Source organism: Nitrogeniibacter aestuarii (assembly GCF_017309585.1).
Lineage (GTDB): Bacteria > Pseudomonadota > Gammaproteobacteria > Burkholderiales > Rhodocyclaceae > Nitrogeniibacter > Nitrogeniibacter aestuarii.
Genome location: NZ_CP071321.1, coordinates 1,727,196 through 1,752,347, shown reverse-complemented (window position 1 = coordinate 1,752,347; position 25,152 = coordinate 1,727,196). Strand labels below are relative to the sequence as shown.

20 protein-coding genes are annotated in these 25,152 nt (G+C 58.3%); 10 read left to right on the top strand and 10 right to left on the bottom strand.

Going from position 1 to position 25,152, the window contains the following annotated elements; genetic code table 11:
- Positions 1–55 precede the first annotated feature (55 nt).
- Positions 56–2,248: an ATP-binding protein gene (locus tag J0W34_RS08110; protein ID WP_230971307.1), complete on the top strand. Its 2,193-nt coding sequence runs from the start codon at positions 56–58 to the stop codon at positions 2,246–2,248.
- On the opposite strand, the gene J0W34_RS08105 is transcribed toward J0W34_RS08110, so the two are convergent.
- The 3 genes from J0W34_RS08105 to xisR form a co-directional block, all read right to left on the bottom strand.
- A complete protein-coding gene (locus J0W34_RS08105; RefSeq protein ID WP_230971306.1) occupies positions 2,249–2,473 on the bottom strand; it encodes a DUF3820 family protein in 225 nt (74 codons plus the stop codon).
- A gap of 561 nt (positions 2,474–3,034) precedes the next feature.
- Positions 3,035–4,642, bottom strand: coding sequence for a tyrosine-type recombinase/integrase (locus tag J0W34_RS08100; protein ID WP_230971305.1), 1,608 nt, complete (start codon positions 4,640–4,642; stop codon positions 3,035–3,037).
- Positions 4,635–4,832 (bottom strand): excisionase family protein, encoded by a 198-nt coding sequence (gene xisR / locus J0W34_RS08095; RefSeq protein ID WP_230971304.1) that lies wholly within the window; start codon positions 4,830–4,832, stop codon positions 4,635–4,637. The genes J0W34_RS08100 and xisR overlap by 8 nt, the downstream gene beginning before the upstream one ends.
- 609 nt (positions 4,833–5,441) lie before the next feature.
- Between xisR and J0W34_RS08090 the strand changes: the two genes are divergently transcribed.
- From J0W34_RS08090 to J0W34_RS08060, 7 genes are all read left to right on the top strand, one after another.
- Positions 5,442–6,218 carry a hypothetical protein gene (locus J0W34_RS08090; RefSeq protein WP_230971303.1) on the top strand — a complete coding sequence of 259 codons (777 nt, stop codon included), beginning with the start codon at positions 5,442–5,444 and terminating at the stop codon, positions 6,216–6,218.
- Between the two features lie 165 nt (positions 6,219–6,383).
- The gene (locus J0W34_RS08085; RefSeq protein WP_230971302.1) at positions 6,384–8,558 is read left to right on the top strand and encodes a DEAD/DEAH box helicase family protein; all 2,175 of its coding nucleotides are present in this window, start codon (positions 6,384–6,386) and stop codon (positions 8,556–8,558) included.
- Positions 8,555–8,773, top strand: a complete 219-nt coding sequence (locus tag J0W34_RS08080) for a DNA modification system-associated small protein (protein WP_230971301.1) — start codon at positions 8,555–8,557, stop codon at positions 8,771–8,773. The genes J0W34_RS08085 and J0W34_RS08080 overlap by 4 nt, the downstream gene beginning before the upstream one ends.
- Positions 8,770–10,755, top strand: coding sequence for an AAA family ATPase (locus J0W34_RS08075; protein WP_230971300.1), 1,986 nt, complete (start codon positions 8,770–8,772; stop codon positions 10,753–10,755). The genes J0W34_RS08080 and J0W34_RS08075 overlap by 4 nt, the downstream gene beginning before the upstream one ends.
- On the top strand, positions 10,752–11,150 hold the full coding sequence (locus J0W34_RS08070) for a hypothetical protein (RefSeq protein ID WP_230971299.1): 399 nt from the start codon (positions 10,752–10,754) through the stop codon (positions 11,148–11,150). The genes J0W34_RS08075 and J0W34_RS08070 overlap by 4 nt, the downstream gene beginning before the upstream one ends.
- Positions 11,147–13,774: a sigma factor-like helix-turn-helix DNA-binding protein gene (locus tag J0W34_RS08065; protein ID WP_230971298.1), complete on the top strand. Its 2,628-nt coding sequence runs from the start codon at positions 11,147–11,149 to the stop codon at positions 13,772–13,774. Before J0W34_RS08070 ends, J0W34_RS08065 begins: the two co-directional genes overlap by 4 nt.
- A 107-nt stretch (positions 13,775–13,881) precedes the next feature.
- A complete protein-coding gene (locus J0W34_RS08060) occupies positions 13,882–15,066 on the top strand; it encodes a DNA methyltransferase (protein WP_407941155.1) in 1,185 nt (394 codons plus the stop codon).
- A gap of 1 nt (position 15,067) precedes the next feature.
- Here J0W34_RS08060 and J0W34_RS08055 read toward each other — a convergent pair whose 3' ends face one another.
- From J0W34_RS08055 to J0W34_RS08045, 3 genes are all read right to left on the bottom strand, one after another.
- Positions 15,068–16,297, bottom strand: a complete 1,230-nt coding sequence (locus J0W34_RS08055; RefSeq protein ID WP_230971296.1) for a hypothetical protein — start codon at positions 16,295–16,297, stop codon at positions 15,068–15,070.
- On the bottom strand, positions 16,294–17,967 hold the full coding sequence (locus J0W34_RS08050) for an AAA family ATPase (protein WP_230971295.1): 1,674 nt from the start codon (positions 17,965–17,967) through the stop codon (positions 16,294–16,296). Before J0W34_RS08050 ends, J0W34_RS08055 begins: the two co-directional genes overlap by 4 nt.
- A gap of 439 nt (positions 17,968–18,406) precedes the next feature.
- Positions 18,407–19,843 carry a hypothetical protein gene (locus J0W34_RS08045; protein ID WP_230971294.1) on the bottom strand — a complete coding sequence of 479 codons (1,437 nt, stop codon included), beginning with the start codon at positions 19,841–19,843 and terminating at the stop codon, positions 18,407–18,409.
- Positions 19,844–20,177: 334 nt separating this feature from the next.
- On the opposite strand from J0W34_RS08045, the gene J0W34_RS08040 reads away from it, so the two are divergent.
- Positions 20,178–20,531 carry a DUF7673 family protein gene (locus J0W34_RS08040; protein ID WP_230971293.1) on the top strand — a complete coding sequence of 118 codons (354 nt, stop codon included), beginning with the start codon at positions 20,178–20,180 and terminating at the stop codon, positions 20,529–20,531.
- Between the two features lie 194 nt (positions 20,532–20,725).
- Here J0W34_RS08040 and J0W34_RS08035 read toward each other — a convergent pair whose 3' ends face one another.
- The 4 genes from J0W34_RS08035 to J0W34_RS08020 all read right to left on the bottom strand — a co-directional run bounded on the left by J0W34_RS08035 (position 20,726) and on the right by J0W34_RS08020 (position 23,324).
- Positions 20,726–21,361: a hypothetical protein gene (locus J0W34_RS08035; RefSeq protein WP_230971292.1), complete on the bottom strand. Its 636-nt coding sequence runs from the start codon at positions 21,359–21,361 to the stop codon at positions 20,726–20,728.
- Entirely contained in the window at positions 21,361–22,146 is a 786-nt protein-coding gene (locus tag J0W34_RS08030) for a helix-turn-helix domain-containing protein (RefSeq protein WP_230971291.1), read from the bottom strand. The genes J0W34_RS08035 and J0W34_RS08030 overlap by 1 nt, the downstream gene beginning before the upstream one ends.
- Before the next feature lie 100 nt (positions 22,147–22,246).
- Positions 22,247–22,840, bottom strand: a complete 594-nt coding sequence (locus tag J0W34_RS08025; protein ID WP_230971290.1) for a helix-turn-helix domain-containing protein — start codon at positions 22,838–22,840, stop codon at positions 22,247–22,249.
- A gap of 82 nt (positions 22,841–22,922) precedes the next feature.
- Positions 22,923–23,324, bottom strand: a complete 402-nt coding sequence (locus tag J0W34_RS08020) for a hypothetical protein (RefSeq protein WP_230971289.1) — start codon at positions 23,322–23,324, stop codon at positions 22,923–22,925.
- 1,276 nt (positions 23,325–24,600) lie between these two features.
- On the opposite strand from J0W34_RS08020, the gene J0W34_RS08015 reads away from it, so the two are divergent.
- Entirely contained in the window at positions 24,601–25,110 is a 510-nt protein-coding gene (locus tag J0W34_RS08015; RefSeq protein ID WP_230971288.1) for a hypothetical protein, read from the top strand.
- Positions 25,111–25,152: the final 42 nt, after the last annotated feature.

Sequence of the window (25,152 nt, the reverse complement as noted above, 5' to 3'; positions counted from 1 at the left end):
CCAATAGAGCGCAACGGCGATCTCACCGGGCATTGGCCCCCTGTTGGAGAGATGGATGATGCTGGAGGAAGTCGCCCACCTGTCAGGCGTCGGTGGTTTTCAGGTCAGGCTGCAAGCGCGCACGCTGGAGATGACGCCAGCCTGTGCCCGCCTGCTCGCCCTTGAGCCGGGCCTGGGGCTGCGTACAGTCCTGCGTCGTCTCGACGCTGAAACGCGACGCCAGGTGTCACTGGCGGTGCGCCAGGCAAGCCGCAAAATGCACAGCCGCACCCGAATCAGCATTTGCTGCGATGGCGCAAAGCGATGGTTTCAGGTGGACATGGCAAAATCCGAAGCAGGCGCTGAGGGCGACGTTATGCTACAAGGCTGCCTGATCGACATCACCCACTGCGTCGTCCGAGAATCCGAGCTCGCGGCAGCCGCCGCAAGTGCCCGACAGGCAGCCAGCGCGGCAGGCAGCCTGCTCTCTGCACTCAGCCATGAGGTCAGAACGCCGCTCGGTTCGATTCTCGGCCTCGCGCGCATTGGCGAACAGGAAAGCGCCGGCCGAAGCATCCAGGCGCTGTTCTCCCGCATCGAAAAGTCCGGCAAATACCTGCTCGAGGTCGTGGACAAGATTCTTGATTACTCGGCACTCAAGGCCGAACGCATGGTGCTTGAAAGCACCACCGTGCGCACGTCCGAAGTCATCGACCGTTGCGTCGACCTGGTTGCAGAACGGGCACAATCAAAGCGTATCTCGCTCATTCTCAATGAAGCTCCCGGATTGCCCGATACCTTCATTGGTGACGGTTTGCGCCTCACCCAGATTCTGATCAACCTGCTGGGCAATGCCATCAAATTCACGGACATGGGCCATGTCGCCCTGCACGTCACCTCGGATGCCGACACCATCCGCTTCGACATTGAAGATACCGGCATCGGCCTGACGCCACGGCAGATCAGCAAACTCTTTGAACCGTTCACGCAGGCTGAAACATGCACCGCGAGACGCTATGGCGGCAGCGGGCTCGGGCTGGCCATTTGCAAGCATCTGGTTAACGCGATGGACGGTTTCATCGATGTGAGCAGTACGCCGGGCCAGGGCAGCCGCTTCTCGGTTGTGCTGCCGCTGCGTCAGCCCGTCTGGTCACCTGTCAATCAGGACGCAACCGGCACGGTCATCCGTCTGGCCGGCTTCCCCGAACTGGAGACCCGCCATCTGACCGATCAGCTGCGCCAACGCGGTTACACCGTGGAAAGCACGCGCGGCGAAGATGCGTACGTGCTGCCGCTGCCCGATTGCCTGGTGATTCCCCAGCGTGCTGCCCGTGCTCATCCGCAGCCCGCCGGGCTCAGAGTACAGACCATCCTCGCACTCGACCACGGCGAGATGCCCCCCGACCCGGCTGATGACGAGCCAGTCTTCTGCGTGGAAGCCCCCCTGCGCGCCCGCCACATTATCGCCACGATCGGCGCCCCCTACAACTGCCACCGCCCGCCCCGGATGCATGATCTGCGCGTTCTGGTGGCTGACGACTGCGCCATGAACCGATTGATCGTCGAAGACATGCTGCAGCGCGCCGGGGCGCAAGAGGTGAAATTGTTCGAGTCGGGCGCTGACGCGATCTGCGAGGTTGTCACCCGCGATCCAAACTATTTCGCCGCGGCCATCCTCGATATTCAGATGCCGGGCATGGACGGCATCGAAACGGCCACACAACTTCGCAACATTGCGCCACAACTACCGGTGATTGCGCTCAGCGGCGAATCCGATCCGGTGATTCAGGCGCGTGCGCACGATGCCGGAATGATCGCCTTCCTGACCAAACCGGTCACCGATAAGGCACTCGTCTCCGCCGTGATCGGCGATGCGCCCGAACGCCCCGGCGAGACAGCACCCAGCGGACTAGAACCCGCACGACAAGGTGAGAGCCAGATTTTCGACATACGGCGAATGCAGCGCAGGTTCAAGGAGCATGAAGGATTGATCCGGAAACTGCTCGCCACCTTCCGGACGCGCCATCGTGACACCCCCGCGCGTCTCCAGAGTGCGATCGCCTCAGAAGATTGGAAAACAATCGGCCAGATTGCCCACACGCTCAAAGGCATGGCGGGCCATCTGCAGGCCATCGAACTGTATCTATCCGCTCAGAAAGTGAGCAGCGCGATCCGCCATCAGGGGCTCGCAGCTCATCAGTATGTCGACACCATGCAAACCGCGCTCGAACGCCTGATCCGCACACTCGACGAGCTGGCGACGACTTGATCAGCGCGGCTCGCGCGCAGCACGCAACGGCGCGAGCAGGCCCTTTAGGTTGTTGTGATCAATCTCGTACATGAGCGCCAGCAACTGGCCTAGTTGTCCCGCCGGAAAGCCTTCGCGTGCGAACCAGCCCAGATACGGCCCGGGCAGATCGGCGATGAGGCGTCCCTTGTAGCGCCCAAAAGGCATCTCGCGGGTCACAAGCAGTTGAAGCAGTTCCGGATTCATGCAGTCTCATTGTCCGCGCACACGCGCTGCTCGAAAGGCGAGAAGCCCACCTGGGAGCAAGCCCGCAGTCAAATTCGGAATCATACCGACGACGCTGATGCGCTCGGAGCCGCCACGATGATCGCACGCGACCGACGGTATCAAACGAAACACCCTACACCTGCATGCAAGGCAACTGGCGTGCAGGAACTTCATCAAGGCAGATCGCGCTGACTTAAATAAATCCACTCATGCACAGGCACCGCCTGCCTCGCCGCCCCTCATGAACATCGCGTCGTCCGAATTAACGATCAATTTGAAAGCATGAACGGAACATATTTCAAATCAACCACTTGATGTTCCTATCCCGAGACTTGTCCACAGATTTTGTGGATGAATCTGTTCCTTGCTTTCAAGCCTCCCGACAACGACGCTCGTTAACTCAGCACGAACAAAAATGAAAAGACGAATTCCACGCGCCTGAAACCTCAGAAAGCAAAAAGCCCAGTCCGAGGACTGGGCTTTTTGCTTGAATCAATTGGTCGGGGCGGCGGGATTCGAACTCGCAGCTACCCCTTGTATTTACTGGGCTTCAAGCTCGTTTTCACTTTCTGTCCCGTCACTGTCCCCCGCATACGCGTCTTCATCGGCCGCCACGTGGGCGCGTTCTGACAGGACTTCGGCAAGCTTACCCCAATTTGCCTCCTGGACTTTGCGGATGTACGACCCGGCGCGCGTCTCCGCGGCAGCAGGCATCCACTGCGCGTAGACTTTGACTAGCATCGTCCAGTCGGCGTGCCCCATCTGTCCGGCCACGTGCATGGTGTGCTCGCCAGCTGAGAGCATCATTGACGCATACGTATGCCGAGTCTGATACGGCCTGCGATATCTCACCCCAGCTGCCTTGAGGGCTCGCTCCCACCTTTTGGTGATTTTGCTGTCGTTTGCCCATCGCTGGCGGGTGAACGGGTTCGGAAAGACCCAGCCGTCGGGCGCACCGAATAGCTTCATCTGAGCCTCAAGAGCTTCTCGCGCCGGGGGCAGGAGTTCGACCCAACGCTCCCGGTCGGTCTTGGTGCGCTTGAGCTTCCCACGTGACACGGAGCGCCTTACACGAATTCGGTTCTTATCCAACTGCAAGTCGCTCTCTCGGAGAGCAATCGTCTCTCCTGTGCGAAGCCCCGTCCAGAACGAAAACATCAGCTGATTTGCCATGGGCGCATCCAAATGCTCGACAATCACCTGGATATCACGCATCGAGAACGGGTCGGGCTTTCCCTCGGTTCGATAGAAAGATTCAACTTGCCTCGAATCGTCATCGTCGAGCAAAGACGAATCGAGCGAGTCGTCATCCATGACGCACCCAACGGCCTCTTCCTTGAGCGTCTTGCGCAGGGGCTTCACCAACGAAAGCGGGTTACTCTCAATTAACTTATTCGCATGAGCGCGTTCGATGGCTCCGCGCAAGTTCGCCATCATGTTGTTCACCCGCTTGACGCCTCGCCCTTCCAGCAACTGGCTGCGGATCTGGTTGAACAGCACGTCGTTCAGACGAGACAGCGGCAAGTTGCCGAGGATTTCATGGTCACTTGGGTCAACGGGCGATGATGGACCGCCCTCGTGACGCGGTAAAGACCACTCCACTGGAGGCGTGAAGTCTTTCCCGGGCCGAATGTACTCGTCCCGACGAATTTGTGCGGCCTCGGAGAGCTTCAACGGTATGAGCTGGTTTCGAATGGCCCGACGATAGTCGTCGTCGGTGTTTCCGCCCCAGGTGCCCTTTCGTGCTGCATACCAGTCTTCAAGAGCCTGCCAGACCGTGTAGACCGTCGTTTCTCGTGGAACTAGCGCAGCTAGGCGCTTGCTATCCGGAAACTCCAACGCATACTCAGCTTCATCGAAGCGGTTGAGACCGATGAGCTGTTCGACACGTTCGCGCTTGCGAGCGACCTCCTGCACGAATGCAACCGTGGGTCTGCCTCGTACAGTTTCCGAAATTCGCTCGCCGCCTAATACGAAGCGCACTTCCACACCCCGCCCGGTGCGCACCCGGATGCCGTCTGGCAACGGAATTCCCTCTGGGTAATCATCACACTCCGTCCTTGGGAACACTTTCGCACCCGGGGCCACGACCATTTGAGCGACTTTATCGAGCGGGTTTGCTCGCGATTTGCGCACTCCTTTAGACATCGGCTCCCCCCATCCACGCGTTAATCGCGGTCAGGTTGAAGACAATTCGATTGTCAGGGGCTTTGCGCCAATGGACCCCTTCGCGCCATTCCCCGCGCCGCTTTTTGGCCCGGATGGCATCGTCAGAGTAGCCCGTGTGCTCTGTGACAAGGTGGGCCAGGACCCACCGCGGGTCGTTCGCTGCTTTCATCTTGAACTCCGGTTCTGTGGAGCTAAGTGAAGAGCCGAACTTTATATTCTGTGATTTAGGCAGGGACGGGGAGCCCTGCACATGACGACGTGCGGATAGCATCAAGCCTCCAACGAAAAATTGGTCTGGTCGTTGAAGGCGGGCTGCTCGCGTTACCGGCCTTTATTGCTTTACTACAAGACTGAATGGCGTTACTGCTTGACCCTATTTACCTACTGCACTGCGAACGGCCGGCGGGGTTGCACCGTTTTGCCAGGGTGTTATTATACACGGTTTTCTCTAAAAAAACCATCAGACTATCATTGTCGGCAAGTTAATATGACATCGCCGTATTGTGCTCCCTGAGTAATCTACTTCAAGAGACTCGAAAGCATTCAGCGCGCCTCGCGTAAATTCGAACGGTCGCAGCCTGTTCGGCGCGACGAGGGCGAGACCCCGCCCCACCGCCCGTTCCGTCACCACTTCGTCGGAGAGCCTGATCTCGCGGCAGTGAGCCTCCAGCACGTCCCGCTTTAGGAAAAGTACGCTGGAGATCTTTAGGTATAAACAACCTCGCTACAGAAAAGAGCAGCAGCAATGGTGCTCTGCTACAACCTGTAAGGAGGGCATATGCCTTCAAACGACCGCCACAACAACGTCCCCGACCAAAACAGCTACATCCATGTAGTCTGCGACAGGCTTTATAGAAGCGAATCGCACTACTTTGAGAACTATGGTGCTCCGTGCCTAACGGCATCGGTTTTTGACCGAGCTGACATCGACACAGACTTTCCGTTTTTGGCCGAGATGCTCGAGTCCGACATCAGCGTCAATGCGATTGTCGTTGCACGAAAAGACTTCCCCGGACTCTTCTGTCGGACTGACTCGGATGTATCGCCCAGTGGAAGGGCATTGATATTCCTACTACCGGAGCGTTTTGAACGGCTCGCCGCACAACTGGTGGGGCAGACTCCTCAAATCATGAATACACTCACTCCGGACCTGATGCGAGCCATGACTCATTTCTATTGGAGCGCCGAAGACGACGACGCGCATATCTCTTTCAGGGTCTATGAATCAGCCATTCAATACGCCTGCGAAGACGCTAATAAAGCCCCCTTGCCAGGACTTTTCACCCCGGTCATGGCCGTGTGTGGCAATACCGTCGCCTGCGGCGGCTTTTGGTACGACACCCCCATGGCTGACCAACATCAGGCGGCGAGCGTGTCTTCCGTCAATTTCAGACCAGACCGGGTCTTTACGGAGGAAGAACTCGATGAAGCCAAGATGAATGCCGGTGACTACGACCCAAAAGCAGAACCCGACGCCATTGAAGTTGACGGGCAGAACGTTCAATTGACTCCCCGCGCTTCGAATCGCACACATTGGTTCGACACACACGAGTAATCATATCCGTGGCGACATAGCCCACCGGTGGGAAAAGATAAGAAAAATCTTCTCCCACCGTGGATCTGTGAACTTCTGACCTGTTCTAATTCGGGGACAGCCTCACGGAACACCCATCGAATCTGAGCATCTTCGAGATCCAAATAATCCCAACCACGGGTGTTCGTGTCGAACTCGACGCCACGCGCCAAGAAACAATTGGGCATCAATCAAAGTTGCGAGATACTCTCAAGATCGCAATTTAATTTCAAAAATAGCCTCATGCCCGGGGATTCCGGACTATCCTCTCTTTCCTTGGCAGACCAGTACCGCACCGGCGAAAGTGATCCGGTGTCATTTTTCTATCGCCCATGTCTGCTGAACTCGCGCGAGTACAGGCGCGCTGTTGGCTACTTCAGGTCGAGCATCTATCTCGTCGTAGGCCCCTCAACTGTGGAATTCGCCAGACGCGGCGGGAAAATCCGACTCGTCTGCTCCCCGGAGTTGGAAGGCACGGATGCGGAAACTATCGTCGAGGGCTACGAAGCACGTAGAGAATTTGTCGAGAAAGCCCTGTCGGACGAGATAGAGGGGCTGCTAGCCCGAGACGACACCTCATATCGTTTACGCGTCCTTTCGACGTTAGTCGCTTCCGGGTCGCTCGACATAAGACTCGCGTTGCGCCCCTCGGCCAGAGGCCTTTATCACGAAAAAATCGGGATCTTCCGGGACGCCTCGGGAGCAGCGGTCTCCTTCCTGGGCTCGGCGAACGAAACTTGGAATGGCTGGCACTTCGCCGGCAATCATGAGGCCATCGAAGTCTTCCGCTCGTGGAAGGGGCAAGGCGAGGCGGAAAGAGTGGCACGGCACGAGTCCTACTTCGAGCGTCTCTGGAGCAACCTCGTTCCAGGCGTTGAGGTTGTTCCCTTCCCCGACGCGGCCAAGCGCAAACTGGTCTCCAACGCTTTGGACTCGGCGGAAGGAATCGACTTCGAGCGCATATGCGAGCCATCCTCGCATCCTCGTCGCAGAAAACCTCTTCCGCATCAGTCAGCCGCTCTCGACGCTTGGAAAGCCGCCGGCCGTCGGGGCATTCTCGAACATGCCACCGGCAGCGGCAAAACGTTTACCGCGATATTAGCAATCAGGGAGCATCTTGATTCGGGCGGTGCCGTTATGGTTCTCGTGCCAAGCCGTCTGCTCCTCGAACAGTGGGAATCAGAGCTACGCGCTGAAATTCCGGACGCCGCGATGATCGTAGCCGGCGCTGGCCATACGAAGTGGCGACAACCTGGACGACTGAGGTCGATGACGGCCCCTGGTTCATTTGACCTCAAGCGCATCGTCCTGACCACCATGCAAACGGCGGCCACGGAGGACTTTCGCCGCGCGGTGAAGGGCGGCCCTCATCTGATGATCGTAGCCGACGAGGTTCATCAGAGCGGGAGCTCGCATCATTCAAAAATCTTCGGCATCGACGCCGGGGTTCGACTGGGGTTGAGCGCGACGCCTAAGCGTTATGGCGATCCTGACGGCACAGCGAGGATGTTTGGCTACTTCGGCCCCGTCGTACCCCCTCCATTTACTTTGAGCGACGCGATTCGCGCGAAGCGGCTCGTCGAATACGAGTATTTCCCGCATCCAATCCATCTGTCTGCCCACGAGGCCGAGGAGTGGAAGCGCCTGACTCTGCTCATCGTCAGGGAAATGGGCGGCAAGTCCGATGACCGACCGAAGCCTCTCTCCGATAAGGCGAAGATGCTCCTGATTCGCCGATCCCGCATAGCGAAGAAGGCCTCGGCAAAGATCGGACTGGCGGCCGAGGTCCTATCCGACGCCTACGAGCCAGGACAACGCTGGCTGGTCTACTGCGAGGACGGCGACCACCTTCGCCAGACCATGGGCGCTCTGCGCGAGAAAGACCTCGCCCCCATCGAATATCACACGGAAATGGAAGGAGACCGGGCCGCCGCCTTGGAGTGGTTCCGCTCGTTCGGAGGCATACTCGTCTCTATCAAATGTCTGGATGAGGGCGTGGACATTCCGGCGGTAGATCACGCCCTGATTCTCGCCTCGTCTCAGAATCCGAGACAGTTCATTCAGCGTCGAGGTCGCGTTCTGCGAACCGCTTCAGAGAAGACGCTGGCAGTAATACACGACGCGTTGGTCGTTCCGCTTAGCCTAGATGAAGAACCGGAACAACTGGCGCTGCTGAAGAGCGAGTTGGCCCGAGCCATAGAGTTTGCCGACTCAGCGGTCAACAAGACAGCCGGAGCAGAAATACGCTCCGTGGCCGCGTCTCTGGGGTTCGACCCAGAGACGCTGAGAGACGAAGGTATCGAGGAGGAAACCGAAGAATGAGCAACGACCATAGCGAGCGCGAGGACCTCGCACTAGCGACGCTTCGCGCCGTAGCAATCGAGGGGGAAGTGCACTTCCCCGCCGATTTGGTAGAGAAGCTCTATCGCCTTCAAAAGCGCCATCAGTTCGACTCGGACAGATCTGCATCTGTTCAAGAAATGCAGCGTCTTCTCGAGCAATACGTGGATTCTCTCGCGGAAGGAACGTCCAAATGAGGCTCGTATCACTCTCCATGCAGAACTTCATGCCCTACAAGGGGGAGACCTCCATCACCTTTCCTGAGGACGAGACGCGCAACGTGATGGTGGTCTTCGGCGACAACATGCGTGGTAAGACGAGCCTTCTGAACGCCCTGCGCTGGGCCTTCTACGGCAAGGCGCTGGGCAGGCACCTCAGAGAGATCCCGCTCCACGAGCTTCTGAATAAGGAGGCCTCCATGGAGAGCGATTTCGTCGTTGAGGCGGCGGTCACCTTCGTAGCCGAAGGACACCGATACGATCTACGCAGAAGAGCGACAAAAAGGCCGCTCGTCGCCGCTCCTTCCCGTCCCGAGGACTTCGAAGTTTCCGTCGGATTGCAGAAAGACGGAATGGCGCTGCCGGGCCACATGATCGAGTCGGAGATAAACCGCTTCGCCCCAGAGCAGGTTTCTCGCTTCTTCCTGTTTGACGGCGAACTTCTACAGGAGTACGAGTCCCTGCTTATCGAAGGCAGCGAACAGGGGCGGCGCATCAAAGAGGCCATCGAGCAGGTTCTCGGCGTCCCTACGCTGGTCAATGGACGAGACGAAGCAGGGACCCTTCTCAAACAGTTTCAACGCCAGCAGCAGAAGGACCTGTCCCACGTCGTGGGCCTCGAACGACAGGCGGAAAAACAAGCGGAGTACCAGCGGCGCCAAGAGTCGTTCGAGAACGATTTGGCGGAACTGCGTAAGAAGCTCGTCCAAACCAAATCGGAGCGCTCGACGCTCGATGACGAGTTGGAGAAGGTCGACTCCATACATCGCGCGAAGACGAGGCTTGATCTCCTGAAACGTCGCCAAGGGGAAATCGACAAGCGCCTGGGCGCTATCTCCACAGACAAGCAATTGACCCTTCGAGACGCGTGGAAGGATCTCCTTCAATCGAAGCTCAGAGAGTGCAAGCAGGCTCTGTATGAGGAGCAGTCTGCGATGACCGCCCTCATGGCCGAAAAATCGGCACTGGAAGCCAAGCGTGGCGACCTTCGGAACATGCTCGATAACGATTCCTGCCCGACGTGCGGAAGACCGGCGGAGGAGTCGAAGCGAGCCGAAATAGGGACGGCTCTCGGACACGTTGAGGCGAAACTGCGCGAGATATTGGTGGATCACGCCTCGCTCGGAGAAGTCAACGCGAAGATTCGCGAGATTGACCGACTTGCCGGTTCTGGAGCAGCCGCTAGAATTCGAGCGCTGGACGAGGAGCGAGTCCGCCTGGACGTCGAACTCACGAAGATCGAGAACGACGCAGAAAACCTGTCTGACGAGATAAAGGGCGTCGACACGGCCGAAATCGCCAGAAAGCGAGTTCTTCGTGACAGCCTTCTCCACGAGGAAGGGAGGTTGGAGCGAGACGTTGACGACCGGTTGCGCGAGATCGACAAGGTAAAGCGCGAACTCGCCATCATTGCCAAATCTTTGGACAATCTCCCGCAGGCCAGAGCGAAGAGAAGCTCGGCGATGGTGAAGGTCTGTATGGCCGTCGAGAAACTGTTCGACGAAAGTATCGAGCGGTTGCGCAACAAACTGAAAGAGGAAGTCTCGGGCAAAGCGACTGGCGCATTCGCGAAGCTCACGACTCAGAAGTCCTACTCCGGTTTGGAGATTAACGACAACTATGGCCTGACCATCCTCGACGAGAACGGCGGACGCGTGACCGTCCGAAGCGCGGGAGCGGAGCAAATTGTTGCCCTTTCCCTGATCGACGGCCTCGCGAGAACCGGACGCGCGGCCGGCCCGGTGGTCATGGACACGCCGTTCGGCCGACTGGACCTAAGGCACCGCGACAACATTCTGCGCTACCTTCCTACGACCACGGGTCAGCTGGTCCTCTTGGTTCACGACGGCGAGATCCGCCGCGACAGTGACCTCGCTCCGGTAGCCTCACGTATTGGAGCTGCGTACGAAATCAAAGAGGTCTCTCCCCGTCATTCAAAAATCGAGAGAGTTCTGTCATGAACGAAACGACGACAGCAAATGAGCCTACGATGATCGGCCTGAGCGAGCGCACTCATCCGCTTCTAAAGCGACTGAAGGACGACGGACACTTCGCGGAGATGGCTGACGCTTACCGCTTCGCCGTAGCCTTAGCCCTCGCCCACGGAGTCCAACCCGAAGAAATAATGGGAACCAGGCAGACTGTTTTCAGCGTGGCGACCATCGACCCGGACCGCGAGATAGCGACGGCCGTCCGAACCATTCTTGGCGCAGACGGCTCGTCGATATATAGGCGCGTAGAACGTCTCGCGGAATGGGGCGTCAGAGAGTTGGCTCAGCAAGCCGATGACGGAGAAATCAACTTCGCGGGTTTGCTGAGCGAGGCCACGCGCCTCGCGGAGGGAGGGAACGGATGAGGCCTCTACGGGCTTACCTTCTGCTTCGGCTTCCCTCCGGCGACGTCGACGTCTCTACGCATCGCGACTTGGAGAGCGTCGAGAGCACGTGGCGCGAGCGCCTCTACCCCGATGCTTCGGCAGCAATTCACGTAGGATACTGGCGTCCCGATACGGAAGATTTTGTCGAGACGATCAGAGAACACCCTGGACGTGTCCTCGTCAGCGCTTCGGCCGTCTACGCTCTGCCCCCCTCTTATCGCTCGTCCTCCGCGCCCATAGGCTCAGCGGGAGACCTGCCTCTTCACCTCGCGCTGACGGGCTGGGGATACGAGATTAACGACTCGTCCGCCTCGGATATTACGACGAGCATTGTATCTACGCCTTCCGTTCGAGCCACACCTGATACGCCGGTAAAAATCCCAGATATTCAGTGCGAATGGATCACGATGCTCTCGCAGGAAAGCCCGGAGATGTTTCAGAAGGCTCTTGACGAGGGTGTATTCGACGAAGACTCCTATCTGGCCAAGGAAAAATCTCTGCCATTGTCGCTTCGGGATAACCTTGGGAAAGCGAGGTTTCGCTGGTACTGCCCTACTCGGCCCACCGCCGAAAACATAATCGACCAGATTGCTTTCACGCCACTGTGGTTTCAGTCTCTTCCCATCCACGTCCTCGACCTGTCCACGAGACCAACAAACGTCTTGCTGGCAAAGTCCATTCGAGTCATTGGAGACTTTCGGCACTATGAGGCGCAGAAGGTATTTGCCTTCGAAAACATGGGTCGCAAGTCGTTTAAAGAAATTGGCGACGGCCTGCTTTCAGTTCTCTCGTCAGGCATCACGTCGCCGAAGATTAGAACCTACCTAAGTGACGTGGGGCCCCAGATCGGCGAGATAGACGATCCGTGGAAGGGGCTTCCGCCCCCCGCGTCGTCGACTGCAGGAGAGTCCCCGGGAGGCACTTCGACGACCTTCACCGACGCTCTAGACGAAGCGTTCGGCTTGCTATCCGAAAAGGATAGAAACCTCATGAAAATGAGGATGGGAGTCGGCGGAGAGCCTAAGACGCTCACGGAAATTGGAGCAGCCAACGGATTAACGAGAGAGCGCATTCGACAGATTGAAAGTCGATGCATCCGGACAATACATTCCCTTCCGTTCTGGAATGGCACTCTAGGGCCCGCAATTAGACGGATGCTCGAAGAGCGGGAAGACTACCTAGCCCCACACGGCCTCGAAGTGATGGACCCAGCGCTGAAAGGTGCGGCGAAATCTATCGGCGTTCTGGAATACGTTCTCAAACGCTTTGTTGACCCCGAACTTCACCTCGTCAAAGAGGGCGCTCTCTGCTTCGTGACCGATATCACGCAGCAGGAGTGGCTCGATGCGGTGCGAGAGGCTCGGACGCTGCTTCAAGCGCTGACCGAGAAACGAACTTCGATCGCAGAGGCGCGCACCATGGTCGACGGACTTCTCGTGGGAAAAGGAAGAGAGCTACGTGAGGAACTATGGAACGCTGCAAGCAAGTATGCCCATTCCGCGAACGGCAATCTGGTCGCCTACGGGTTGGGTGCCGATCACGTAGTATTGGCGGTTCTTGAATCGTCCGAGAGGCCTATGCACTACTCCGAGATTCTCCGCATGACAGAGAAAATGGGATACGACTACGAACCGCGGCGCATTCGTTTTGCAGCCGCCGAAGTCGGTCTTCTATACGGCAGAGGAACATACGGAACGATGCGCCATTTCCCCCTCAACGAGGCGGAGACTCGGCTCGTCGTTTCCGAGGCGGAGGACCTTATCGAGAGTGAGGATGCGACGAGACAATGGCACGCTCGGGAAATCACTGAGCGACTCGAAGAGCGTGGAATCGACTGCGGCGGAAATCTGAACCACTACGTCGTCTCGATAGCCCTTTCGAGATCGAAGCGTCTGACCTATCTGCGCCGCATGATCTGGGCGTCGAAGTCCAGCGGCGCTACAGGTGCGGCAAACCGATTAGACGTGTTTCAAGCCGTCGTCTCGATTCTAATCGAGAACGGAAGACCGATGCCGTCAAACGAAATCAAAGATCGCCTAGCAGCCGAGCGAGGTCTTAACTGCTTCTTTCAGATCCAGCCGGAAGGCCGCCTAGTCCGAGTGGGATCTGGGGTCTGGGGACTCGTTGATCGCGACGTTCCCTTCTCGGAGGAGGAGTCGAGACGCATCTTAGACGCTCTGCATTCGACGTTACTCGCAAAGTGTAAGGGAATTCATTCTTCCGAACTCATCGATGAACTCGAAGGAGTCGAACCTATCGTTCGACGCGTGAAAGATCCGATTCTTCTTCTAGGCCTTGCCCAGAAGCTCCAAGGCTTCTCTGTGTCAAGGGGGCAATATCTCTATCTCTCTGAGTGGGGAGAGTCGCGACGCATGAACACGAATGACGCCATATCACAGGTGCTCAACACCGCCGGTCGGAGCGGCGTCACCATTCAGGAGGGCATGGAGCGAGTATCCGAACTGCTCGAGCGCCCCTTCCCTCCCCAGACCCCCTTCGGCCAGTTGGCCTATCATCTTGGGGCCGTTTACGACGAGGCAACAAAAATCTGGCGACTGCCAGAGGACGAGCCTCTGACCGAGCAGGAAGAGGTCGAAACCTGACCAGATACCCCTTGCACAAAGATTCTGGCCGGGCGAAAATCCGGCCCGCGTAATACGAAAACCGGCTAGGTTTTCGCATGACATAATCTAAGAGCAGAGGGAAACGAATGGTGCGGCCAAACGTCGCGGAGCCGAGAGAAACCACTGCGTCCGTGCGCATGAGTGCATCCGAGAAATCAGCACTTGAAGCGCGGGCGCGAGCGAAAGGACAGTCGCTGAGCGACTATCTACGAGCTCTAGCCCGGGCCGATCTCGAGGCGAGCGCCGAAAAACCACGTCCCGAACGCCGCCTCGGCCAAGTCTCCCGGTTTCATACCACGGACCTCGGGACCATGTGGAACGGCGACTCGCTCGACTGGATGGCTCAGCGCGAGCCATCCTCCGTCAATCTGATCATGACCTCCCCGCCCTTCGGTCTGGTCCGCAAGAAAACGTACGGCAACGAGGACGCCCACGCCTACTGCGACTGGTTCAGGCCCTTTGCCGAGGGGTTCTGTCGCGTGCTCGCGGACGACGCAAGCCTGGTCATCGACATCGGTGGAGCCTGGAAACCCGGCATTCCGACTCGGAGTCTCTACCACTTCGAACTGCTGATCATGCTCTGCGAGGAATATGGCTTTCACCTATGTCTCGAACACTTCTGGTGGAATCCGGCGAAACTTCCTACGCCTGCAGAATGGGTGAACGTGCGGCGCGTTCGACCGAAGGATGCGGTCAACTGCGTATGGTGGCTGTCTAAGACTCCATGGCCTAAGACGAGTAATCGACGTGTTCTGGCCCCTTACAGCGACTCGATGAAGTCGCTTTTAAAGAACGGGTATCAGGCGAAGACTCGGCCCTCCGGCCATGTCATCTCGGAGAAGTTCGGCAAGGACAACGGGGGATCGGTCCCGCCGAACCTGCTAGCAGTGGCGAATACCGAGTCGAACGGCGCCTATCAGGACTACTGTCGCGCCAGAGGCATCGACATTCATCCCGCGCGGTTCCCGGCGGCCCTTCCGGAATACTTCATCCGGATGACCACTGACCCAGACGACTTCGTCTTCGATCCATTTGGAGGCTCCTGTGTGACGGGGATGGTCGCCGAGCGCCTCGGACGTCGCTGGGCCTGCGTCGAGATGAACCGCACCTATCTGGAAGGCGCCATGGCTAGATTCGACGGCGAGAGCGGCCCCCTCGCCGCCGACAAACCCTCCTCCTACACGATTCACACGCCGTGCGCGGCACCAATCGACGAGGCCGGGACTCCCCTGGTGCCTGACGGCGGTCAGAAACGAGCGCCGAGGCTCTGAACTACCAGAGGGCCGCAACTTTGGCGGCCCATTTGGCGAGAGCACCCGATTCCATGTCCGACAAGTCGGCGCAGGCCAGTCCTGCACTGCCGTCCGAGAACGCGACCTTACCTCGGTCAGCGACCGCAAGGAGGCTGCGCGACAAAAGTATATCCGGGTCCGTGCCGTTGAAATGCGCCTCGTCTAGCGCGTAGCCGACCAACTGGGGGCTCGCTTCCAGAACCGCCCCTTGAACGGATTCAGGACTTCCGAACCACTTGCACTCAACGAGAGCAATGACCTTTCCCTCGAGTTCTAAGGTAAGGTCAGCTCTTCCGGACCCTTTAGTGACCCCGAGGAACGAGGCTAGGTTACGTGCCCTTAACTCCGCAGGCTCCAGAACGGAATCCGGACGAGCGGGCATGACTTTCTGCCAACGTATTTCCGCCTCGCCGATTCTGGCCGCAGGACGACGAGAGGAGAAAAATGGATCAAGCTCGACCGGCTGCGATCTAGCCTTGGAGACAGCCTCCGCACAAGCAAGTAGCGTAGCGAGTTCGAATCTGCGCCATGGCTCAAATGCCGGCAGCAAGGTCTGCGTGAACAAGGAGGCGAGAGCGTGCTCGTCTAAACTTTCTACCGCCCGAAGGCTCTCCGAGGCCTCCACGGCAAGCCTGTAAAGCGGCGCCCTGGCCTTGCCAGCCTGCCGTCTGTCGTATGAGGTAAGTCTGGTTCGACCGGCAGGAGACGACAGAATCTCGCGTAGCGCCGACGAGCGCAGCGCCTCCTCGAGAAGAATCAGGCGCCGAGAGGCAAAATCTGGCGCCGCCTTTCCCTTATAGTCGGACAGCCCTGAACTCAGCGCTCTAAGCGCTTCGGCAAGGGTGAGGGCCAGTACCCTATTGGGGCCTGACAGCCAAGTTCTGGAAGGCTCGGTGACCACGAAAAGGCATGGGTCCCCCACTCGCGCTTGAAGTCTCGCCGTTTCCGAGGCGTCGAGAACCCCGGCTATCTCGCCCTCGGATATTCGCTCCTCGTCGGCTATCGAGCCGGCTATCTCGCGAGGGTTCGCTCGGACGCGCTCGGCCAATTCGCCCACTTCGTCGGAGAGCGACCACCAGAACTTTAGGGCCTCAACATCCTCGGCGCGAGCGCCTACTGTTGAGGCTGCTAATCCGGCACGATCACCCGCTCGAAGGCAGCGAATGAGACCTCGGACGCACTGCGCGTCCAGACGCTCCTCTCTGGTCAAGCAGCAAACTCCTGGCAGTCAACCAGTAATTGGGCCGCCTTCGAGGTGTCCAGCCTCCAGATGTCGGCCACCCCCTTAGCCAGGTCTGCTGCCTGCCTGGGCGAAAGTCCATCCATCAAAGGAAGAATGCACATTCTGAAAGCCGCGAGATAAGCCTCCACGGCGGAACCGGCGGGGGTTTCGAACGGATTTGCAGCCGGCTCAATGGAGCGCAGGGACACAAGAAAGTCAATGACAGGCGCACCGCCGATTTCTCGAACTGAGTTTACCTCTGACCACATTTTCGCGACCGGATGGGGATCGGCTGGACTCGGTGCCGCGAATCCCTTTTTCACCGCGATGTCCGTCACAAAGGAAACCGTATCTGCCGGAGCTCCGACCTTAATCCATGCGAAGCGGCGACTTAGTGCATAGGAAATCTGGCCCAATTGTGTTTTGTCATAGGTATTCAGGGTGCAAATAAGGCGCCAAGCCGACCCCGGGGCAAACTCGTGCGCAGCCATCCCCTGCCTAGGCTCGGGATAAACCACGTAAAAGGGGCTGGCAGGGTTAGCAACGTCAACGCGACAGGGAAGCACCGATGACTGTCCGCTGAGGACGGAGAACAGCGGGCCGAGAACCTTGTCGATTGGGCAGCGATTTAACTCGTCAATAATTGCAGGCTTATCGAAGTCGCGCAGCAATGCGCCCGGGATGAAGCCGATTTTCCCCCCGCCCATGGGCTGATAGCCGCCGACCAGATCCTGAGCGCTCCACGAGGATGATGCTGTCAACATCAGCGTGGAGCCGTCCCCCTCCTCCCACTCGGAAAGTTCTCGGGCGAGATATTCCGCCAGCGTCGTCTTCCCTGTACCGGGAGGGCCGTAGAGAATAATGTGCCTCTTACCCGAGTTAACGGCGGCCTCGATTTGCTTATAGACCATTGAGTCGACGCCGGAGAGATTTGTGTCCTCGGCGAGGGCGAACGAACCGACAGCCGCTCCAACGGAAAATAGATCCTCGAATTCGTCGACAAGCATGCTCAATTCACTAGTAGACGAACCGTCGACGATCGTAGCTCCGGTCAAAACGGCAACAGAATTTACCGCCTCATCATATCCAGGGCCCGATGGAAGAACCTCACCCCCAGGGACCTTCAAAAGAGCGATCTTGTCGAATCCCAAGGCTTCCTTTTCGTTCGGGGGCCCAAATTTAATTGTTCGCTCTGTTGGGTCGAATTCGGATAAGGTCGGTCCGGAATGCATCGGCGGCAACGGTTCCTTGAACGCAATTAGCAGGATACATTCCCATCCATCTGGAAAAATCCAATTAGTTGAACCCAAGGGCAAAACCGATAGCAGTACACGGAATGCCGTGACGGCGCATGGACCACCGTTGGAATTATTGATATAGCCGAGTAACCTAGATGACTTGAATTGATCACCACGCTCGTCGAGAGAAAAACGAGCGTCCGCCCCGGTAGGTGTCTGCACAACTTGGATTATCCAGCGTTTAGGTTTGCTATTTGGAACATCCCAAAATCCAGTTGTTGAGGATACACTCTCTTCCAATTGGGGAACTTTATTTCCACAACGACGCATTGTCAGTCCACGAGGCGCTAGAACTCGCTCCTGAAGAGCGTCAGAGACATTCTTAAGAACATCGAGGACAGGTATTCTAGCTGCTGGCATTCGGATCGCTCGTTTATTCGAAAAGACAGAAGTATATGCAAATGCTTTGAACTGTGCCCGAGTGCGGAGCAGAGAATGTCAGAGCATCTGTAACATCCGTTCAGATTGCGGCTTTGGACTACCCTGGGAATCGTAAGCACTTTCGGCCTATGTTTGGCTCGGAACATTTGACCGAGAGCCAGTGAGCATGTCTGAAAACGGTAGGTCTGGCATCGAAACGTCGACGCTGCAGGGCGGCGGAGAACACGAGAGAAGCGCCAGGGTGAAAAAGTCCGTCCGTATGTATGTGAGTGGCGCAGCCAGTGATATGGGCGAATGGTGGCTCGCCTCGGGCGAGCATAAAAAAGACGGGTCCGATAGGAGGACGCGGCGCAGCCGCGAGGCCTCCGGGGCTCGCGAAGCTGGCAGGGTATCGTGGCCTCAGAATACGAGCGCCCGATCAGCCCCCGCCTGACCGGTAGGCCATGCGCGCAGCGTCCTTACTAGGGTAGCCACAAACCTCCGCAATCGTTTGCCACGTGGCACCTTCTTCTCGCATCTTCACGGCCTGCAGACGCTTCGCACTGTGCGAAGCACGCCACTCAGCACGGTTTTGCGCCCCGTTCGCCTCGCGTTGGGCACGCGAGCGCTCGGCGGACCGACGGCGCGACTCCGTCTTACTGATGATTGTCGCGAGTTGGCGCTCCTCCTCAGGACGTATCTGAAGAAGCTCAATGAGCGTCGCGTTCTTCCAACGGTAGCGCGGGTCCACCTGAATACCCCCGAAAGTCACCGTCTCGCCCCGAGCGGCCGCCTTTGCTCGTTCAAAGACCGCCGAGACACAGGAGCCGACCTGAGCACGTGTCCAGGTGGGAGCCAATTCTCGGGCCAATGCCGCGAGCTCGAATTCCAGCTTCGGGACGATGAGCGCCTGCGCAAGAAAGCACGCACAGAGGAAAAGGGGCAGATTCCGCTCGCCGGCCGGAGCACCATTCCCCCACCCGCGGAGTTCAGCCAGCTTTCGGATGTCGCCCACCCGATCCCACGCGAGCTGACTTGGAACAAATGGGCGCAGATTTTCTATACCGCCCTTGAGGTTGGCTTTTCCGCCGTGCAGCAGCGTCAGCCTTCCCCCTTGCGAAACGCGTGCCGAGCGCTCAAGTTCATGACGAACTGCATTTTCGTCCCGCTCGACACGAAGCGCGTCCAACTCCCCCCGAGTGACTGGCATCAGTTCATCGAAGAGCGCATCAAACGCGTAGACGATGTTCTGCCCTCGCCGAATTCCACCCATCGTTGGCACGCTCGCCTGATGGACCAGGCGCACACGCTCTCCTGACTTCGTATTCACGGTATCGACAAGGCGCAGCACGCGAGACACATCACGCGCCATCAGATCTGCGCCGATGGGAGCCAAACGCCGACACAGCTCGTTCTGCAGCGCTTGCCACCGCGGCAGCGCCCTAGACGGCACGGGACTTTCAAAAACCCACTTCGCCTGCAGGCCTCGGCCAGACCACACCACTAGACTGGGCTCCGGAACACCCGCGTCATCGCACGTCATCAGGAGACGCGCGAGCAGCATTGAAACCGAGAGCCCCTGCAGCGCAGGGATTTTGTAGGTATCGATGTCGACGAAAGCGACCGGCATTCGCCAGACATTGACCGCACGCCTGTTGGGCTTGCGAAACTGCGCCTGGGAAATCCATGTATCCAGGTCCGGAGTCAGGCGTTCCAGCACGTTCGGCAGCGCTTCGAGCCTGTGCGGCTGCTGACGTTTTCGTCCGTCCTTCCCCTGGACGAGAATCGAAATGAACCCGGGCAACTCGGGCTGATGAATCAGGTACGGCTCCTCGCAGTCCAGTGCGAGCAGGAGTTGTTCGTTTGTCTGTACCATCGGACGCTCCGCATCGGAACGTCGCTGCAAATCGCCTTACCCGCATCGCAGTCTGTTCCGAACGCCTCGCACCATCGCCTTGGGCGTGTGCAGGTGAGGCGCTTTGTCCAGCCCGCTCCGCGCGGCCTGTGGAATACGTCTAATCAGCCCTGTTTATCTTTTCTGTCCGGATACGGCACAGAGTTGATCGCATACGAATCTTTCTTCGATTGTCTTCAGTTCAAGGCTCCACTTGCTGACGGGCTCTCCGACACAATAGTCGTCGGTCGCCGCCGCATATAAACGCTCTCGCTAGACCAGAGAGGCAATGTTGCCTTTTGCGGAGACATCGAAAATGGGAATGCTCACAGACCTGCCCGTGAGATTGAAAGACGAGTACGTGGAGGACCCGGTGGCTCGAGCGCTGCTGCGAATACTTGAGCAATGCGACCGCCACCAGGGCGGAAGCACCGTTCCGCTGAATGCCTTTTTGCTATCGCTCTACGACGGTGAGACCTGGGCGCCTGACATGCAGCTGTTATGCCGACGCATTGATGCCGATATGTTCAGGGACGTCGTCACCGCCATGGCGGGCTACGCCTCGACGGGGCGCGAGACACATGTCTATTTTGTGGATGGAGACCGGATGTTCGAAGGCATCGCTCGCCAGGTGCGCACGCGACTCGCCGGCCGATACTGCGATGAATGACCCCTGTTCCTTCTCTTCCGACCGGGCTGTCCGACCCATAAGGTCATCGCGTCGCCCCACCTGATTGAAGCGCCCCTCGTATGAGGGGCGCCACCTTCTGGGGGCATCTGCGGTCAATGTAATTGTCCTGCACGATCTGAACCCACAAAAAAGCGGGCCCGAAGGCCCGCCGAATCATTCCAGAATTTCCACGCTCAATGCACCATGCTTTCTGCACTCAAATGCTGGTACGACGGCAACATCGCCGACACCGCAACATTTCCGACTGCTATCGACGGTATCAGTGACTTACACTCTTCTTCGAGAACCCAGACGGCGGAGTTCGCCAACTCCCACACTTGAGATTCTGGTGACAAGGCCAGCGCTCGACGAGCGTCACGCAACATCCGCTCGATGTTCTCGCTTCCGAGCATCTGGGTGGTTTTCATGAGTTCCCCCGTCGTCGGGCAATACCCCACAAAAGTCAGGCTTCCATCCTTTCTTGACGCTTCCAGCATGTCAACGAATTCCTGCTCGGCAATGTTCAGCACGATACCCACGAGCGAACTTCCGGCCTGGAATCGAATGAAGAGCATCAACTGGTCATTGGACGAGTGAAACACCCGCAGGCTCGTCGCCTGCTGTTCCCCGTTCTTGATACGCTCGATGAAATCGGGCGTGAGCTGGAAAAGCAGGCCATAGCCTGTTGCAGCGAACGGTCCCCTTGCTTCCGACTGCGTGATTTGGGTGATTGTCTCGGGTGTGACGACATACCCGCGATATACACCTAAGGCACTGCATCCGATGTCAAACGCGTCAGCATAGAATTTGTCGCCGTTCTTGGAAGTCATCAGGCCACCCCCATCTCGTGTGCCGCGCCCAACTGGCCGGCAGCACACATCGTCGCCAGCGCCGAGATGCCAAGTACCTGGGCGGTACGACTCAGCGTGGTGTGACACAGACCGCGCGGGTCGTGTCGCCCGTGGTACAGCGCAGCCAGATGACCCGGTGAGAGGTCAATAGCTCGGGCCATCACTTCCACCGACCATCCACGTGCCAAGCCCTGTTGGGCATACCACCTCAGCAGTGTCCCACCCGGCACTTTGCCAACCCGCCCCAGGAATTGCTTCCAGAGGCTGGCATCGCGATTCAGGGCGGAAACGTCGGCATCGACCAGTGGCGCGGGACATGGCGCTTCAAGCTTTCTCCCCCAAGAACTCACCAGTTTTGCCGAGCGCACGCCCTGTGGCGTGACGCACCAGCGCGCCTCCGCCTGTTGTGCTGCCTTCAGAGCGTTGTCGCTGAGGCTTTGAGGGTCCAGGTCTCCCCGGCCGAGTCGCCCTGCGGCAATCAGCAAAACGGACGGCTCGATGGAGAGGAACGCGGCGAAGGGCAGCCATGTCGCCGGATGGACCGAGACGACATCCACCTGGTCTCTGGCCAGCTTCTTAAAGTAGGCGTTCATCACGCCACACCGATGAGCGGCTTCCTCGAGGCTGAGCCCTTGGCGGGCGGCCTCGACTGATACTGCTTCCATCAGCACGTGGCCCAGTGAAGCGCCCTCTCGCAGCGAAGCCAGAAAATCGTTCGAGCGTGAAAGAACGGCATCGCCACCGAAACACATTTGCTCTGTCATTTCAGAATTTCCTCTTTAAACGCAGATGTCCTGCACTACGTGTAGCGATCTGAAATAGAAATGCGGGCCCGAAGGCCCGCAAGAGAATCAATGTGTGGCTTTAAGCTGCATTGACCTGCTTGAGTTCGTTGTCTTGATGCGCCTGCGCGGCGCTGTGCAGGAAACGCAACACCGTCGGCAAGGCATCGAGCTGGAAGATTGCCTGCCCTGCACTTTCGGCGTACATCAGGACCAAAGCACGCCTTGCAACTGGGTCGAGATTCCCTACGTCGGCAGGCAGGCACTTTCGGGCTACCGGGTCAGCGAGCATGCTTCGAAACGCTCGCTCCACCATTTGCTCCTCTGGTTCGTCCGGGGTAAAGAAGTCGCTCAGCAAAATCCGCCCACCCAGCAGCTTCACAACCACCGGCGGCACCCCCAGAAAGCGGCCGCAAGCCTCAGCAAAGCCTTGGCCAATAGCCGCAGTGCTGCGAATGCCAGTTCTGAGCTGATTGATGTAGCTGTAGGTCACGCCGAGCGCATCAGCGAGCTGGTTGACCTGCATGCCCCGTGCGTGTGCTTCATCCATTAGCCAGCCAATGAGCGGTCCGCCCTTGGCGGCATACAGCCGCTCAACGCGCTCCTGGGCGGTTTCGTTACGGTGGGCGGAGCGGGATTGGAAGCGTTCGCGGGTGTTTTTGCCTTTTTCTTTCATTCGAGTGTCCTTTTGGGTTTGCAGGACGATTCCTGCTGCTATGTGTAGCAACTGGTTCAGGAAACCGCGTCAGACAACCGAGTCAGGACTTAGACGTCTTGCGGCGCTGGCGCGTGCGCCCCACGCCGGCACGGACCATGGCGGCGAGCAACTGACTGAATTCGTCTCGTGAGGTGCGTGCCAGCGCGGCCAGATCCGTGGACTTGTTCTGGCGTTCATACCAGCGCACCGCACGGCGCAAATTGGCCGGCAGTGCGCGCGCCGCGATTTCCTCAAGCTCGAGTTCGCGCGACGTCTTTCGACGTCTAAGGATGGCTTGAATCTGCTCGCGCTCGTCGGCGCGCAAGCGCGCGTCGATTTCTGGCGGAATTTCATCCGCGTCAAGCGAGAATGTCCCGAGCGAGACTGAACGCCCGCGCTTGATTTTGGGGTCATAGACCGTGCGAATCAGGGTGACAGTGTGGCGACGGATACGAATCTGCATGGGCGGCTCCTTGTGTGTATAGCGCCGTATAGCGACGACGTTTTATCCGTCGGCGGCACCACGATCTGCGCATGCGAACATGTCGTGTTGCGCACAGAAAATCACCGCACAAAAAAGCCCCCCGAATCGTCGGGGGGCCCTCAATCAAGCGGCGTCAGCCTTTCCTGTACACCCGCTCTGCTGCATCGTCATCCCCGGTGCCACCCGGGTTGTCATGCGATGCCATCGCATGACAAAGTACTACTCGATATCACCTGCCAAGGTGAAAGAAAGATTGCCACTTTCAACTGCTCCGGCCTTTCGCCACTGTGCACTCATCAGCCAGTCAGCACTCAGGGATCGACTCGCACCTTGCGGCGCTGTCGCTACTGAGCCGGTCTCCCACACCTCCTGTTGCACGCATTGCCAATGCGCCAGGGTCGGTGTTTCCCGTGTTAGTCATAGAGTTTTGTGCTTAGCGTGCTGTCTCACGTCGTCGAATGCTCTGCAGGGTCTCCCTGCTCACCCCCCTTGCGCACGCTGGCGAGGGCAGGCTTTTCCGGGCCCAGGTTTCCAGGACGGCTCCGGTACGCTCGACAACCTTCATCAACACTGGCTTGAACGGCCTGCGGCCGCACACACGCATCACACCCAGCAAGACTCTTCTTCAGAGCCCTTATCCGCTTTAGCTTTCAGAAAGGCGGCAAGCTTGCGCCTGCCGCGCCCGGGTAATCCACTCTCGCTCATACCCCTGCTGCATTTCGGCAGCCTCATCTGACCACGGCGCCTTCCGGTTCTACCCTCTCGAGCACCCCCGGAGTGGGACTGGTCACCCACGTTCTCTATGACAAGCCTGTCGGGCATTTACTCCCGACCGCCACATGTCCACGTCGCCCAAACCCGGGCTTTCCTCGGGGAATGGGGTCGAATCGGGCATTTCAGCCCAAAGCGCCCCGTTGCGGGACCAGAAAGAATGCCTTCTGATCCATTGCCGCACCAGCCCGATTAAAGGCATGCGGCTGCCGCAGTCTGCTCCAGCTGGCAACTGGAGGTACAAGCCATCCGGCTTGTGGCAATCGTATCGGGGGCTGGCGGCCCCCGATGAGTTCCTAGCGAAATTCAGGCAGGCCGACAGCCATGTTGCAGCACACGAGTGTCCCTACGTATAGCGCAAAAAGTCGGTAACAGTTGGCTGCGTCATCCGTCTATTAAACTGAGCGGCACGTTTTCATGCCGATTGATCAAGGGCAGCAAGGCTGCTGCCCGAATCACTTATCCGTAAATCAGGAGCATGAAGATGAAAGCAAATTCCGACGTTTTCCATTCGCCGTTCACTACTCTGATGATGCATCGCAAGTCGCCTCCGATGCTTCACCTCGGCGTTCCCACATCTCAACTTCAGTCGCTCGACGACTTTGAGCACGGAGCAGTCCAGTTCGCGATGGCGACACACGGCGACTTAGACATCCTCTTCGTCAAATTTGGCGAAGCCGGTTGGATGGCACTGCCCCACCATGTGGGCTTGTACCCGTTCGAGCTTCGCGGAGCCTGCGAGGGATGGAAGAAGGGACAGCCTCTGCCGTTCTCGCTGTACATCTTTGACGATAGCGAATTTCGCGTAAATGCGGTTCGAACCTTGAATCTGGACGCCGACTTCTCCGCCCAGCTGATGAGCGCGATGAACCGACAAGCACGCACCTCCATGACGGAATTTGCGTACCACCGGCTCATCCAGGCGACGTATGCAGCGTATCCAACACTGCACGACATGCTGGCCATCGCCACCGCCCGGTGCATTGCCGAGTGACAGGTCGGTGACCTAGCTCCCTTGAGCGGGGTGCAATGCGAT